Raw genomic sequence first — 14,550 nt, 5'->3', positions numbered from 1 at the left:
CGAAGATGTTAGCCGGGTTGCCCGCCGCGAACCGGTGGTTCGGCGGCTTTGCGTTCGTGTTCACCGGCCGTGGCCCGCGCGTGGAACCGTGGGGACCCGCAGATGTGAGCGCTCCGGGGCGACGGGTCGCGCGTCAGCTTCCGATCGGGACGAAGCCACTGCCCGGGCCGTCGCCGGCGTTGACGTCGGCCAGGATCGCGCTGAATTTCGTGAAGTAGGTCAGCGGCTTCGAGGGCCTGTACTTGCCCCCCAGGGTCGCGGCACCGCCGTAGACCAGGCCGACCAGCCGGCCGCCCTGAGTCACCGGCGCTCCCACATCCCCCGCCTCGAACTGCCCAAACATCGTCATACGCGGCCAGCCGTCGAACGTAATGCGGTCGCAGATGCCAGGGGTGCCGGGCCCGTATTTACACACGAGCGAATCGAACATCGGATCCGCACCGATGTCGTTGACCACGACGCCGGCGTAGTCCGACACCGGGAGCAGATCGGGCACATCGAATCTGATCACCGCATAGCGAAGTTCGCCGTTGACGGCCACAACGGCGCCCACGGTGGCGTCTGATCCCCCGACTGCGACGGGAGCACCCGGTCCGCCGCACAGTGCTCCGGTGAAGCCCACCACATCGCCAGACCGATCATGTCCGATCGCGGTCAATGTGCAGTAGTTGCCGCCATCAACCACGATGACGGCTCCCCCGCCCAAGATCACCATCGCCGCAGCGGGTGGAGCAACCGGCAGCCCAATACCGAAGAGCAGTGCGAGGGTAAGAGTGATTCGCCGGCGCGTGCGTTGCAAGACGCCTCCGCTCCGGTCAGCCAGGCTCCGGTCGCTACTGATAGGCACTGATCGAAGCACATCAGGTGCGGGTTACCGGGGCAAATGGGCTCTTTGCACCGGCAGCGGGTCGCGCAGCAACGCGAACTTTCCGGATCGCTGGCCTGTCGATCACGCTGTCCGACGAGTTGCGCTCCGCTCCTGCGTCATTGACATGCGCGGCACCGATGGCGGTTCCGTGCGCCACGTGGCGCACGGAACCGCCCACCGGTTATCCGACCGCCGACTTCACCGGCACCGGCGCCTTGTTGGCTCCTGGCCACCGGTAACTGCCGGGCTTGCGACTCTCTTTGGCGATCTGCTTGACGACAGTGGTGCAGACCATCTCTTTGATGAAGGCCGCGAGTCTTCCGCCGATGTAGAGGCTGCGTGGCGAATCATCGTGGTGTGCGACGGCGATGGTGCCGTGCCGGCGCCCAATGCTGATGTTCGAGCCCACGAAGGACTGATTGAGAACCTTCACCTCACTGCCCGCGATGCGCGCGAGCACGGTACTGGTGGCCCGAGCAGCCAGCGGCATCGCCGCCTGGCAGCTCATCCGCAGCGGCGGACCTGCCGGTGCCGATGCGTCTCCAGCCCCGAAGATCCAGGGATCGTCAATGCTGGTGAGGCTTTCATCGGTGACCAGCCGGCCGATGCTGTCGGTGGTCAGCCCACTGCGAGTGGCCAAGTCAGGGACGCCGAAGCCGGCGGTCCACACGGTGACGCCGCTGGGGAGACTACGACCGTCGGACAAGCGGACACGGTCTGCGAGGACTTCTTCGACCAGCGCTTCGTCCTCGACGCTCACGCCGAGCTTGGTGAGTTGTCTGCGCACCGATGCTCGGGCTTTCTCCCCCACCGCGGCAGCCAGGATGCCGCCACACAGCAGCGACACCTTGGCGTGGGGGCGCTGCTCGGCCAGTTCGGAGGCGGCTTCGATTCCGGTCAGTCCGCCACCCACCACGCAGATCGGCGCGTCATCCGGCAGCAGATCGACCGCGGCGCGCAGACGCTCGGCCTGTTCGAGCTCGCCGATGGGATAGGCGTGGGCACGTGCACCCGCAACACCTTCGGGCACCGTCCCCGTGCTGCCCACCGCGTAGAGCAGATAGTCGTAGGAGACGAGCGAACCGGAGGCCAGCTCGACGGTACGGGCAGCCGCGTCGATTCTGGTGGCCGTATCGACGATGAGGTTGACCCGGTCCCCCAAGAGGGCGGCCAGGTCGACTGTGGCGTCGCCACTTCCGGCGACGAACTCGTGCAGGCGCACCCGTTCGACGAAGACGGGGCGCGGATTGATGATCGTGATGTGGAGATCGGGGTTCTGCTGCAGCCGATTCGCCGCCAGGGCTCCGGCGTAGCCGCCACCGATCACGACCACATGGGGATTTCGCAATGAGCTCAGTCGTGCGTTGTTGGCAGACATCTGAATCCTCCTGTTGTGTGCGGACACCCCTAGGACACCGGCAAGCCCAGGAATGTGACGTCGCCTCATCGGGTGTGGCACACGTCACCAGTGCTGTCACAATTTCGGGCACTGTCTCGTCTTTAGGGAATGAACCCTCTACTGCACCGCTGTTGCCTGACCGCACTGGCACTCTCAGGAGTTTTCGTCGGAGGCTGGGCCTACTGTGCGCCACTGCACTGGTACAACACGTTTCCGGGTTTCGGCCTTCGATGGCTGCCGGTGCTCGGGCCCTACAATGAGCACTTCGCCAAGGATGTCGGCGCGATGTATCTGGCGACTGCCGTGCTGGCCGGCATAGCGTTCGGCTACCTGGGCAACCGCGCATTGATGCTCGCCACAGCCTTGACGCTGTCGACGTTCAACCTGCTGCATCTGAGCTATCACGTCGCGATGTTGCACATGTACGGCCCGCTGGACGCCGCTCTGAACGTGATCTCGTTGACCGTGATCCTGTTGTGCTCGGCGGCAATAGCGCTTCCCGTCGAGACGAAGGCCGACTCGGTGACCACAGCTGCGCTGGCTGGCCGGCGATGATTGCTCTCGAAATCCGGACCACTTAGGTGGACACTGGCGCCATGGCCGTCACATCGGCCGACGCGCCTGCGGCGGCCCACCTCGAGCGGGTTGCCGACGCCACGGTGACCGATGTCTTGACCCATCTGGGCACCTCGGCCGACGGGTTGTCTGCCGAGGAAGCCCGGGCCCGGATACAACGGTTCGGCGGCAACGTCGTGGGCACGCACCGGGTGAGTGCGCTCGCGGTGCTGCGCCGTCAGCTCTCGAACGCAATCCTCGGGCTTCTCGCCGTGACAGCCGCCCTGTCCTATGCGCTCGGTGACCGCACCCAGGCCGTCATCATCGGCATCATCCTCGCCGTCAGCGTCGGCCTGGGCTTTTTCAACGAGTACCGCGCAGAGAAGGCCTCCGCCGCGCTGCACACCGCGATCCGGCACCAGGCGGTGGCGCGGCGAGACGGCCGGTTCCAGCGCGTCGACGTCAGCGAACTCGTGCCCGGCGATGTGATCCGGCTCAGTATCGGCGAGTTGGTTCCCGCCGACGTGCGCCTCATCGAGGTCACCGGGCTGGAGTGCAACGAAAGCATCCTCACCGGTGAATCCAGCCAATCGGAGAAGTCCAGCGCGCCGTGCCCGCCAGGCACGTCGCTGGCCGACATGCACAACGTGGCGTTCATGGGGACCGTGGTCAACTCCGGCGCGGCGACCGGGGTCGTGTTCGCCACCGGCGCGCAGGCCCAGTTCGGCCGGATCGCCGTCGGTCTGGGCGAGCACCAGCCCGAGACGACATTCCAGACCGGTCTGCGCCACTTCTCCTATCTGCTGCTGCGGGTGGCGTTGACGCTGACGGTGGTCATCGTCGTGATCAACATGCTGCTGGGCCGGCCGGTGATCGATGCGGCCCTGTTCGCCCTCGCGATCGCGGTCGGGATCACCCCGCAGCTGCTGCCGGCGATCGTCAGCACCAGCCTGGCAACCGGCTCACGCAAGCTGGCCGAAAAGAAGGTGCTGGTCAAACGCCTGGTCTGCATCGAGGACCTCGGCGACATCGACATCCTCATCACGGACAAGACCGGGACGCTCACCCATGGCCAGGTCGCCTTCATCGATGCGGTTACCGCGTCCGGGGAGCACTCGGATCCGCTGCTGCGTTACGGGTTGATGGCCACCGATGTCGACCCGGCCACCGGCGGCGCCAGTGCCAACGAGCTGGACGCGGCGCTGTGGTCGGGTCGGCAACCGCTCGGCGGTGGCGTGGCGCGGGTCGGTTTCCTGCCCTTCGATCACACTCGGCGGGCCAGTTCGGCGCTCATCGACGAGGGCGGCCGCCGGACCCTGGTGGTCAAAGGCGCACCCGAGCAGATGCTGGAGCGCTGCGAGGCCGTCGCGCCCGAGGCACACGGGACGCTGTCGGCGTTGTTCGCCGACGGGCAGCGCGTCGTCGCGGTGGCCACCCGTGCCGCTGATGAACTCAAGACCGTGACTGCCTCCGACGAGACGGGTCTGATGCTGCAGGGTTTCCTCGTCTTCGCCGACACCCCCAAAGCGGAGGCCCGGGAATCGCTGGCGCAGCTGGCGGCGCTGGGCATCGACGTCAAGATCGCCACCGGTGACAATCCCCAGGTCGCCGAAAACGTGTGTGCTGACCTGGGTTTGGCGTCAAAGGGCACCCTGACCGGGGCGGAGCTCGAGCAGATCGATGACGCCGATTTGGACAAGGTCCTGCACGAGCGGACGATCTTCGCGCGGATCTCACCGACCCAGAAGGAGCGCATCGTCTCCTCGCTGCGGCGCACCGGCCGTTCGGTGGGTTTCCTCGGTGACGGCGTCAACGACGCGCTGGCACTGCATTCGGCCGACGTCGGCATTTCGGTCGACTCCGCCACCGATGTCGCCAAGGACGCCGCGGATGTCATTCTCTTGGAGAAAGACCTCGGCGTGCTGGCCTCCGGGGTTGCGGAGGGACGGCGGATCTTCGCCAACACGATCAAGTACGTACTGATGGGGACGTCGAGCAACTTCGGGACGATGTTCAGCGCGGCCGCCGCATCGGCAGTGCTGCCGTTCCTGCCGATGCTGCCCAGCCAGATCCTGCTGAACAACCTGCTCTACGACACCTCGCAGCTGGCGATTCCGGCCGACCGGGTTGACGCGGACCAGTTGCAGACGCCCTCGCACTGGGACGTGGGGTCTATCCACCGCTTCATGCTGACGTTCGGGCCGGTGAGTTCGCTGTTCGACTTCCTGACCTTCGGACTGATGCTCGGGGTCCTGCACGCCGGGGAAGCCGAGTTCCGCACGGGTTGGTTCGTCGAATCACTTGCCACGCAGGTACTGGTCATCTATGTGGTGCGTACGAAGAAGGTTCCGTTCTTCACCAGCCGGCCCGGCGGCGCGCTGGTCGCCTCCACCGCCGCCGTGCTGGTGTTGGGACTCGTGCTGACGTTCTCCCCCGTTGGGGCCGAGTTCGGGTTCACCGCCCTGCCGTGGGTGTTCTTCGCCGCGATGGTCGCGTTGACGGTCGGCTACCTGGCGCTGGTCGATGCCACCAAGTTGGTGTTCTACAGCGAACCCGTGCAGAGCGCCGCCGAGCAGCTCCGTACCCGCGGGCCGGCGCACCGGTTGGGCCGGCGCGTCGCGCGGTTCGACCTCCCGCTGCTGGCGAAGCTACCGGCCGTCAGAGCCCGTAGCGCTGGATGAACCCGCGCGGACCGCGCCGGGATCCTGATCCGGCGCACCGGGCTTGGTACCTGACCTAGTTGCCGCCGTTGCCGCCGCCGGTGTCGTCGTCCAGCATCATCTCCAGCAGGTAGTAGGAGGTGAGGTCGGTGAGGTTCTTCTGTATCTGCTGTTCACGAGGCAAGGCGCGCAGCAGTGTCGGCAGCAGGCTCAAGAAGAGGACCAGCCTCCCAGCTCCCGTGCCTTCCAACCTCTGCAACCGGGTCTGCATCTTGTTCGACTCGGCGCGCTCCGCTACGGCGTCGTCCATCAGCGCCTGGGTCGGGTTGACGATGTTCGGATTGTCCGTCAGTTCAATGACCGCCGCACCGCTCGACGCGATGTTGGTGTAACTCGCCTCAAGCTCGGTGCGCACCTTCTCGTACACCGCAATGAGGGCGGCGATGTACTGCTTGACCGCATCAGTGTCGCGCGTGACAGGTTTCGCCACAGACTGTCGCTCCCTCTTGAGGGCCTTGCTGAGGCGGTTTCGCTCCTCGACCGCCGCGACGAACTCAGTGACGGCGATGTCCAGTGCCTCGTTTGCCATGTCTCCCCTGATGTTCTTGCGATGCGCCGGCTAGCCCCAAGATCATGCCCGTGGTGGTCAAAACGGGAAAGGGGTGTCTCCGATTGCTCGAAAAACACCCGCTGATCTCTGTCGGGCTGACAGGATTTGGACCTGCGACGGGTAGGTGATCTTGTACACCTGGCGCAGCGCCATGCGATGAAAGTAGGCGCCGTCCGGCGTTGACGGGGCTATTCCGCCCCCGGGACGTGTCACCCCTCCCCGCTAGCCTCCGCGCCGTGACGATGACCATGGCCAACGCCGCGCAACCCGCCACCGCCACCGCAGCGTTCGCGAGCCACGAATGATCCCGGCGGCGTATCCGGGTGAATCCGAATGGTCGCGAGCGGTGACGACGCTGACCCATGCCCTTCCGTGGATCCTGGCCGCGGGCTTGGCGACACGCGTCGCCTCCTGGTTTGGATGGTTGACGTCGCTCGACCTGGCCATCGCAGTGGTAATTCTCGGCTGCCAGTTCGCAACCATGGCTCACCTGCGGTCATCACACTTGTGTGCGCGGTGCATGGACGAGGTCCCCGCCGACGCGCCCGTCCAGGCGGAGCGCCGCAAGCGAGTGCTGTGGTTCTCGCATCAGCTAGCCACCGGAATCGGGATATGCGGCTTGCTCGTCCCCGCTTTTGCGATCGCCGTCATCGGTGACCACTTCGGGAGCCCGGAGGTTCACCCCGTCGCCCGAATCCCGCTGGATGTCTTGGTCTTCACCTCGCTGTACAGCACCTGGCTACATCACCGGCCCCGACCGTGGTGCCCGTATTGCCGCGATTGGGACGAGGACGGCGACACCGAACCGTCGCCGGACCCTCCGGAGTTCAAGACGCGAACCGGTTAGCGATGCTTCGCCGCATGCCTCTGTCGTACCCCGCTGCAACTATTCGACCGTGTTGTTGCCCATCGCCCGCAGCGCCTACGCGCATGACGTCGAACTGTGGGTCGACGGCGGCGATCAGACGGCGTTCACGTCAGCATTGGCCATGCACGAGACCGACTCGTGGGCGGGTCGGCACACGGGCGACGTCGACGAATCCGTAGCAACCTTCGACGAGCACGAGTGGTGGATCGCCCGCCTTCTAGCCCGCCAGGGTCACAACGTGATTGCTCTGCCGACGCGACACCTCGCCGGTCTGCGCTCACCCGACGCCGCTGTCAGCGGTCTGCTGACCGAGTTCAAGACCTACACGGGTCGCAATCCACGACAGCTTCTCTCCCGCGTGCCGAAGGCATGGCCGCAGGCCGACCGCGTGGTGGTCGGTGTCGACGCGCCCTGGGATTCGGCGATGTTACGCAGTGTGTTCCACGCGGCCACCGCTTCGGCCCGCCGACGCGGGATGCGGGCGGTGATGTTCGTCGGCGACGGTTTCCAGCTCGAATGGGGCGACTGGAACGGGTGCCTCGCGTCGTCGGCGACGACAGAGCACCCAGGTGGGATCGCCGCCGCAACAGCTGCTGGCTGCGGCGGTACCGATGACGATCGGCACCGGCGTGCCGCTGACCTGGCCGGCCCCGGCGACGAAGTGTTGATTGTCCTGGGGCATGCCTGCTTTCGTTGAATGCTGCGTAAGGTTCTCGGATTTGATTCTCTACGTCGTACCCGCCCCGATAGGAGCGGGTCCCCGGTAGGTCCGGCCTGATCGTGCGCAGCGCGTGATCCCAACACGGTCCCAGTTTTTTCGCTGAGATGTATCGGCTCCAGCCACCGAGTTTGCCGGTGACAGTGGGCCGTTTTTCTTATTTCAGACGGCGGCGTCTACATTTCGTGCATGGCAGCGCAGCAACCGATCCGGGTCGTGATCTGGGGTCCCGGCGATATGGGCGGACGGGCCCTTCAAACCACCTTGGATTCTCCCGACTACGACGTGGTCGGCGTGAAGGTGTTCAGCCCGCACAAGAACGGAGTGGACATCGGCGTACTCGCCGGCCGCGACCCGGTGGGTATCCGCGCCACCACCTCGAAAGAGGCGATCCTCGCGCTGGACGCCGACCTCGTGATCCACACTCCCACCACGCCTGCCCTCCTGCAGGGCGCGGACGAAGACGTGATCGAACTGCTGGAATCAGGCAAGAACGTCGTCTCGGCCGCGGCCTTCCACAATCCAGCCCAGCCGACTTGGCTCTCAGAGTCGCATTCGCCGCTGTCGATACTCCGCTCGCTGGCCCGCCTCAAGGTCACCGGCAACGTCTTCGGCCCAGCCGAGAAGCGAGCGCTCAAGGGATTGGCCGCCACCATGCGGGCCGTCAACTCCCCCGTTGGCTTCGCGCTGCGGCCCGGAGCCGAACTGCTCGCGCGGGGCGTCGTCGGCCGCGCGATCCACCAGCGCGCCGATGGCGTCCGCCTGCAGAAGGCCTGCCTGAAAGGTGGCGTCTCCCTGCACGGAACGGGCCTGCACCCCGGTCTGATGGTCGAGCAGGTGCTGCTCCGGCTCGCCCTTCTGATGGAGGAGGTCGAGGAGGTGCGGTTCCTCGAAGTCGGAGACCTCTCCGCGGCCCCCGACGGCATGTGGGGCGGCCTCTCCAGCCTGGGCTTCGGAGAGCCGCTCAGCGCGGTCGACAACGACCACGCGATCGCCTGGATGCAGCACTTCTACTTCGACGCCGTGCTCGGCAACGTCGCTTGGGAGCTGTGGGGCGTGCCCCCGGAACAGGTGCGCGTCGAACGGCACGTCTACCCCGTCCCCGCGCGGGTCGAGGTGGCTGCCGGTGGCACGGTGATCCGGCCCGGCACCGTCGGGGCGATCCACATGACCTACCGCGGCTATATCGGTGACCGGCTCTTCATGACCAACGAGGAGTGCTGGCACGTAGGCGGCGGCAACGCGCACCTGGGGCCCGATCATCCGAACAGCCTCGCCGGCGGCCACCTCATCACCCTGGAGGGGAGGCCCGGCAGGGTCGAGATGCGCAGCGAGCCCGACGACGAAGCGTTCAACGCCGACTGGTACGCCGTCACTGACATCTCCGTCAACGCCATGCTGTCCGCGGCGCCCGCGGTCATCGCGGCCCCGCCCGGCGTCGTCATCCCCGATCTCGCACCTCGCTACCGACTGGAGCCTGCATGAGTGCCACCACGCCCCTCGATGCCGCGACGCCCGCCGTCACCGTCGCCGTGGTGGGAGACGGGGCTGTCGCCAAACACCTGACCCGCCGGATCACCGAGCGCGCGAACTTCGTCGAACTCGTCACTGACGGTGCTGCGGCGGATCTGGTCGTGTTCGCCACCGACGGGCCGCCGGACTCCCAGGCGGTGCTCGAGGCACTCGCGTCCGGCGCGGACGTCATCAGCGTCTCCCCAGTTCCCGATGCCGCGGCCGTGCTGGCCGCCTGTCGCACCGGCGGCTCCACGTTCCACGCCACGGGAGGACATGCCGCTGCCCTGCCGGGCTACGTCATGCGGGCCCTCTCCGGGATCAGTCGCGGCACGCAGTCGGTAACGCTGTCCCAGGCGGTCACCGCGCATCCGGCCGACGAGCCGTCGCTGGAGCTCGCTCAGGCACTCCTGAGCGACGCCGTCTTCCGGACCGGAGGCCCCGACGCGCGCGCTGTGCTCGGCACAGACAGCCCAGACACTGACGCTCCCCTACAGTGGCGCCTGCGAACCGAGTCCGGCGACGCCCGCGGCAACACGCGGTTCACGTTCCACGCCGGCGATACACCCGACGCCGTGCATCCTGCTGTCCACCTCACTTGCTGGGGCATCCTGGCTGCCATCGCCCCGGTGCGTGCCAGCGCGCCGGGGATCCTGCACCACGATCTGGGGATCGATCACGTCCGAACCGACCACCGCCTCCCGTTCTGAGGACGAGGTCAACAGCTCGGACGATTCGCCGCTAGAGCGAGGATTTCCGCCCGCCCATCGCCCGATCACCTGCCAGGCCAGTTCCGCAAGCAGCAATTCACTTATACAGTTCACCCATGACCTCCCCCGCCCTGCGGGTTACCCCGGTCAGCCTGCGCACGCTGGCGCAGCGCTGCGCGGCACTGTCGGGTCAGGTCGCGCCGGCACTTCCCGCAGCTAGCGGATCCGCATGGCAGTCCAGCGGCGCGGCGGCGAGGACCACAAATGTCGCCACCAGCATGGCGGCGACGGCCCTGCGTAGCCGGATGACGGCCAGCTCGGCAAAACTCGCCACCGCCGCACATGAGTACGAAACAATGGACAACAACGGCGCCGCTGCCCTGGCCGCAGTTCCCCAGGGCGGCGGGAGGTTCACCCCGCTGGTCCCGCGCGGCACCGGTGTCGACGGCGGCGCGGCCGGCGGACTCGGGACACCGAGGTAGACCGCGATGGCTTTTCCGACGCTGTCGCAGGTCGAGGGCGCGCGCTGGGATTTCCTGCGGGCCAACGCCACCGCCTGGAGCAGCCTCGCCCACACATGGGAAGCCGCGTTCACCGAAATCCGCGACGCCTCGGCCAGCCCGGGCGGCACGCAGTGGACCGGCGCCGGCGCCGAAGCGTTCCAGCAGCGCGCCGCCGCCGACGTGGTGAAGGTCCGCGGCGCCGCCGACCTACTGGTGAAGGCCGCAGGTATCGCCAGCCGCGGCGCCGACACCCAAGACGGGAACAAGCAATCCGTGCTCGACGCCGTCAACGCCGCCGAGCGCGAAGACTTCCATGTCGGCGAATTCTTCTCCGTCACCGACACCTGGACCTACTACACCTCCGCCGCCGAACAGGCCGAGCGTGAAAACGAAGCCCAACGCCACGCCGACTTCATCACCTGCCGAGTCCACACCCTGGCCAACAACGAAGACGCAATCGCCCGCAACCTCACCACCACCACCGCAGGCCTACAGGGGTTCACGCTCCCGGACGAGGGCACCGACGGCGGCGCCGGTGCCGTCGATAACCACACACCGAGACCACCGCCGCAGGACCCGAAGCAGTTCGCGCAGTGGTGGAACCGATTGACGCAAGCAGAGAAAGACGCCGTCTACGACCGCGACCACTTCATCGGCAACCACCCGGGGATGCCGTTCGAAGACAAGACCCACTACAACATGGACCGGCATCTGCCCGAGCTGATGGCCAACGCCCAGTCCAACGCCGATACGATGCAAGCACGCTTTGGCCAACTTGCCCGCCAGGTGTACATGGGCGACCACAGCACAGCAACCGGCAGCGAAATGGCAGAACTTGGGCCGAAACTGCAGGCGGCCAAGCACTCTCTGGCGGAGTATCAAGGTGTGCAGCAAGCCATGCACGCCGACCCCGACGGCCCGTCGCGCTACCTTGGCTACCTTGACGACCACGGACGCGCCGCGGTCTCCATCGGTAATCCCGACACGGCCAGGCGCAACGCCGTCCTCGTCCCCGGCACCGGCCAGGATCTCACCACCATGAGCGGCGCCGCCGATAAATCACTGCGCATGTTCCGAGCCGCGCACACTGCTGACCCCAATCTGCTTGCCGGCGATGTGGCGGTGACGACGTGGATGGCGTATGACCGTCCCATGGACGTACTTCAGGCGGCGCACACCAGCTACGCCCACAATGGCGCAGCGGGACTGGATAGCTTCGAAGCCGGGATGCGCGCGTCCCATCTCGGGGCACCGTCACTGGACACCGTGATCGGGCACAGCTACGGCTCGACCTTGGTCGGCGCCGCGTCCACCGACGGGCATCACCTTGCCGCCGACAACGTCATCGCCGTGGGCAGCCCCGGCATGTTCGCCGACTGTGCGAGCGGACTCGACCTGAACCCCGCCGCCCAGGTCTTCGCCTCCAGGGCGGACAACGACATCATCACCATGGCTACCGGATTCACATTGGGACCCGACCCCACAACGGTGGACTTCGGGGCCATTCGCCTCGCTGCTGATCCCGGACCACCGGGCATCTTCGGCATTCCCGGCACCAGCATCGCCGCCCACAGCAGCTATTGGGATCAGGGCAATCGAGCCCTGCTTGACTTCGGCGCCGTCATCGCCGGTGTCCAACCGCCGTATGTGGTGGTGCCGTGATGAACCGACCCATCTCGTGGGCACTCTCCCCCGCAACAGCGCTCTGGCTGATCGCCGTAGCAGCGGGGTGCGGTCACCACAACCCGCTCGGGCCACCCATCCCGCAAGGAGCAACCATGATCGGCGGACCAGACATCACCGACCCACCACCGCCGCCTGGCTGGAAACAGAACCCCGTCATCCCCACCAGTCAGCAGCAGGCCCAGGACACCATCCTGGGCTACCTGACGAAAACCCTGGCAGCACTGCCAGCCGGAACCACGCTAGACGCCACCCGTTTCGGAGGCGCGACCAGCACAGCCGGGTGCGACGACAACGACAGCAGCCCCACGGCACCCAAGAACCTCGACACAGTCGGCGACCTCACCCCACCTTCAGGTGTCGACACCGCGAGCCTCGTCGTGCAAACCGGTGAGATCTGGAAGAGCTGGGGTTGGCACGTCATCGAACGGGACGGCTTTTATAAGCCCAACCGCTTCGGCTACGCGCCCGACGGCTACCGCCTCCAGATCATGGCGAGCGCTCGACCGGATCAGGCACCGGTTCTCAGCGGCGTGTCACCCTGCTTCCCTGGAGATGTACCCAAAGAACGCACACCGTTCCCAAAGGTGCTGCGGGGAGAATGATCTGGATGGCTGCAAAGACATCCGCCTCGGCGACGATTGCCGCCGCCACGCTGACCCTCGTCGTACCGGTGGGGTGCGCCCACGCGGTGCCGCCGCCGCCGAAGGTTCCGAGCTCCCAACAGGAAGCGCAAGACACCGTTCTGCGCTACCTGCAGAGAACCGTCGATGGGCTACCGTCCGGCACGGTCCTCGACAGCACCGACTTCCGCGGTGGTGGCAATCTGGCTTGCGACGACAACTTCACCGGCCCCGGCAAGCCACCGACCGAGTACGAATACTGGACACACGTCAACGGTCCGGCGGGGACCAACCCAGATGACCTTGTGACCGCAGTCGGAGAGACGTGGCGCAGTTGGGGTCTGACCGTGGTGGAACGCGACGACTTCCGGAAGCCGAATCGGTTTGGCTACCCACCCGACTCTTACCGGCTACAGATCAAGGGGCCGGGCAGACCCGGCTATCCGCCAACCCTGATCGTTTCCTCGCCATGTCTCCCAGGCGATCTGGTGCGCAACGACATCCCTGCGCCGAGCGTCATCAAGCAGACCACACCGGGCAAGTGAAACGAATGGGTCTGCCGCACGAATAGGTGACATCTTGACCTGACCCACCGTTCGGGTTCCAGATTTGGTGACTAAGTGACGGCCTGTACGAAAGGCTGACCGTCATGCCCCGCCCCTACCCGGCTGAGTTCCGAACCCCGCGCGATCGCGCTCGTACGCGCTGGCAAGCCGCAGAAGCAGACCGCCGACGATCTCGGCATCCATCCGGTGACGTTGTCGAAGTGGATCAAACAGGACGACATCGACCGCGGGATGCGTCCCGGTGTCCCGACCAGCGAATCAACCGAGCTGCGCGCCGCGCGGCGAAGGATTCGGGAACTGGAAACCGAGCTGGCCATCGTGCGCCAGGCTGCCACGTTCCTAGGGGAGGACAAACCCCGCCCAAAAGGATCTATCCGGTGATCGACCAACTGGTCGGCGCCGGAGCGCCCGTAGACCGCTGCTGCGTCATTCTTGGCGTGACACGCCAGAACTACTACAAGCACAAGCGAAGGCCGACCACCGCCACCCAGCTGCGCCGGCAATGGTTGACCGGACTGATCCGGGAGATCCACGTCGCCTCACGCGGTACCTACGGCTATCGCCGCGTCCACGCTGAACTCACCCTCGGTATGGGAATCACCGTCTGCTCGCGCACCGTGTCGGTCCTGATGACCCTGGCCGGCATCTACGGCCTGCCCGGACCGGTACGGGTCAAGCGACTCCGTGGCGTGGCCACCGCCGACGATCTGGTCAACCGCAAGTTCCACCGACTTGCACCAAATGAACTGTGGGTCACTGATATCACCCAACACCGCACGCGGAAGGATGGCTGTACTGCTGTGCTGTGCTCGATTCGTTCAGCCGCCGGATCGTGGGCTGGTCGATGGACTCGAAGGCCGACGCCGCGTTGGTGGTCAATGCGTTGGATATGGCCATCCGCAACCGAAGGCCCAAAGCCGGCGGAGTCGTCCACGCTGACCACGGAACTCAGTTCACCTCATGGGTTTTTGGCGAGAAGATCCGCTCCGCTGGACTGGTTCCGTCCTTCGGTTCAGTTGGCGACCGCCTGGACAACGCCATGATGGATAGCTTTTGGTCGTCCATGCAGATCGAGCTACTCGACCGCCAGAAATGGAAAACCCGCGTCGAGTTGGCCAACGCGATCTTCGACTACATCGAGATATTCCACAACCGCCAACGCCGCCACTCGGCGCTGAACTACCGCACCCCGATCGAGTACGAACTATCCTTCACCAACGACACCCTCACCGCCGTCAGTTAGCCACCGGCACTGGAACCCAACAGGTGGGGCAG

General features: G+C 66.1%; 13 protein-coding genes and 1 pseudogene. 11 read left to right on the top strand and 3 right to left on the bottom strand.

Annotated elements, in window-relative coordinates:
- Positions 1 to 133: 133 nt before the first annotated feature.
- Both G6N14_RS06735 and G6N14_RS06730 read right to left on the bottom strand, forming a co-directional pair.
- Positions 134 to 715, bottom strand: coding sequence for a chymotrypsin family serine protease (locus G6N14_RS06735; protein ID WP_085136912.1), 582 nt, complete (start codon positions 713 to 715; stop codon positions 134 to 136).
- 334 nt (positions 716 to 1,049) lie between these two features.
- The gene (locus tag G6N14_RS06730; RefSeq protein ID WP_085136910.1) at positions 1,050 to 2,246 is read right to left on the bottom strand and encodes an NAD(P)/FAD-dependent oxidoreductase; all 1,197 of its coding nucleotides are present in this window, start codon (positions 2,244 to 2,246) and stop codon (positions 1,050 to 1,052) included.
- Positions 2,247 to 2,375: 129 nt separating this feature from the next.
- On the opposite strand from G6N14_RS06730, the gene G6N14_RS06725 reads away from it, so the two are divergent.
- The gene (locus tag G6N14_RS06725) at positions 2,376 to 2,822 is read left to right on the top strand and encodes a hypothetical protein (protein ID WP_085136908.1); all 447 of its coding nucleotides are present in this window, start codon (positions 2,376 to 2,378) and stop codon (positions 2,820 to 2,822) included.
- 41 nt (positions 2,823 to 2,863) lie between these two features.
- Positions 2,864 to 5,503, top strand: coding sequence for a magnesium-translocating P-type ATPase (mgtA, locus tag G6N14_RS06720; protein ID WP_085136958.1), 2,640 nt, complete (start codon positions 2,864 to 2,866; stop codon positions 5,501 to 5,503).
- A gap of 55 nt (positions 5,504 to 5,558) precedes the next feature.
- Here the strand turns inward: mgtA and G6N14_RS06715 are convergent, their stop codons facing one another.
- Positions 5,559 to 6,071, bottom strand: coding sequence for a hypothetical protein (locus G6N14_RS06715; RefSeq protein WP_085136905.1), 513 nt, complete (start codon positions 6,069 to 6,071; stop codon positions 5,559 to 5,561).
- 541 nt (positions 6,072 to 6,612) lie between these two features.
- Here G6N14_RS06715 and G6N14_RS06710 point away from each other — a divergent pair.
- The 9 genes and pseudogenes from G6N14_RS06710 to G6N14_RS06670 all read left to right on the top strand — a co-directional run bounded on the left by G6N14_RS06710 (position 6,613) and on the right by G6N14_RS06670 (position 14,518).
- Positions 6,613 to 6,939, top strand: a complete 327-nt coding sequence (locus G6N14_RS06710) for a hypothetical protein (protein WP_133054948.1) — start codon at positions 6,613 to 6,615, stop codon at positions 6,937 to 6,939.
- Positions 6,940 to 6,991: 52 nt separating this feature from the next.
- Positions 6,992 to 7,657 (top strand): hypothetical protein, encoded by a 666-nt coding sequence (locus G6N14_RS06705; RefSeq protein ID WP_133054947.1) that lies wholly within the window; start codon positions 6,992 to 6,994, stop codon positions 7,655 to 7,657.
- Between the two features lie 210 nt (positions 7,658 to 7,867).
- Positions 7,868 to 9,163, top strand: coding sequence for a hypothetical protein (locus G6N14_RS06700; RefSeq protein ID WP_085136899.1), 1,296 nt, complete (start codon positions 7,868 to 7,870; stop codon positions 9,161 to 9,163).
- Entirely contained in the window at positions 9,160 to 9,900 is a 741-nt protein-coding gene (locus G6N14_RS06695; RefSeq protein WP_085136897.1) for a hypothetical protein, read from the top strand. The genes G6N14_RS06700 and G6N14_RS06695 overlap by 4 nt, the downstream gene beginning before the upstream one ends.
- Positions 9,901 to 10,016: 116 nt before the next feature.
- Positions 10,017 to 10,382, top strand: a complete 366-nt coding sequence (locus G6N14_RS06690; protein WP_085136895.1) for a type VII secretion target — start codon at positions 10,017 to 10,019, stop codon at positions 10,380 to 10,382.
- Between the two features lie 6 nt (positions 10,383 to 10,388).
- Entirely contained in the window at positions 10,389 to 12,065 is a 1,677-nt protein-coding gene (locus G6N14_RS06685) for an alpha/beta hydrolase (protein WP_085136893.1), read from the top strand.
- Between the two features lie 116 nt (positions 12,066 to 12,181).
- Positions 12,182 to 12,691, top strand: coding sequence for a hypothetical protein (locus G6N14_RS06680; RefSeq protein ID WP_234809004.1), 510 nt, complete (start codon positions 12,182 to 12,184; stop codon positions 12,689 to 12,691).
- Positions 12,692 to 12,696: 5 nt separating this feature from the next.
- Positions 12,697 to 13,254: a hypothetical protein gene (locus G6N14_RS06675; RefSeq protein WP_234809003.1), complete on the top strand. Its 558-nt coding sequence runs from the start codon at positions 12,697 to 12,699 to the stop codon at positions 13,252 to 13,254.
- 104 nt (positions 13,255 to 13,358) lie between these two features.
- Positions 13,359 to 14,518: pseudogene (locus G6N14_RS06670) on the top strand (IS3 family transposase).
- Positions 14,519 to 14,550: the final 32 nt, after the last annotated feature.

Source organism: Mycolicibacter hiberniae (genome assembly GCF_010729485.1).
GTDB classification, from domain to species: Bacteria; Actinomycetota; Actinomycetes; order Mycobacteriales; family Mycobacteriaceae; genus Mycobacterium; species Mycobacterium hiberniae.
Note: the sequence above shows the minus strand (reverse complement) of the source record. Positions and strands in the feature narration are given on the sequence as shown.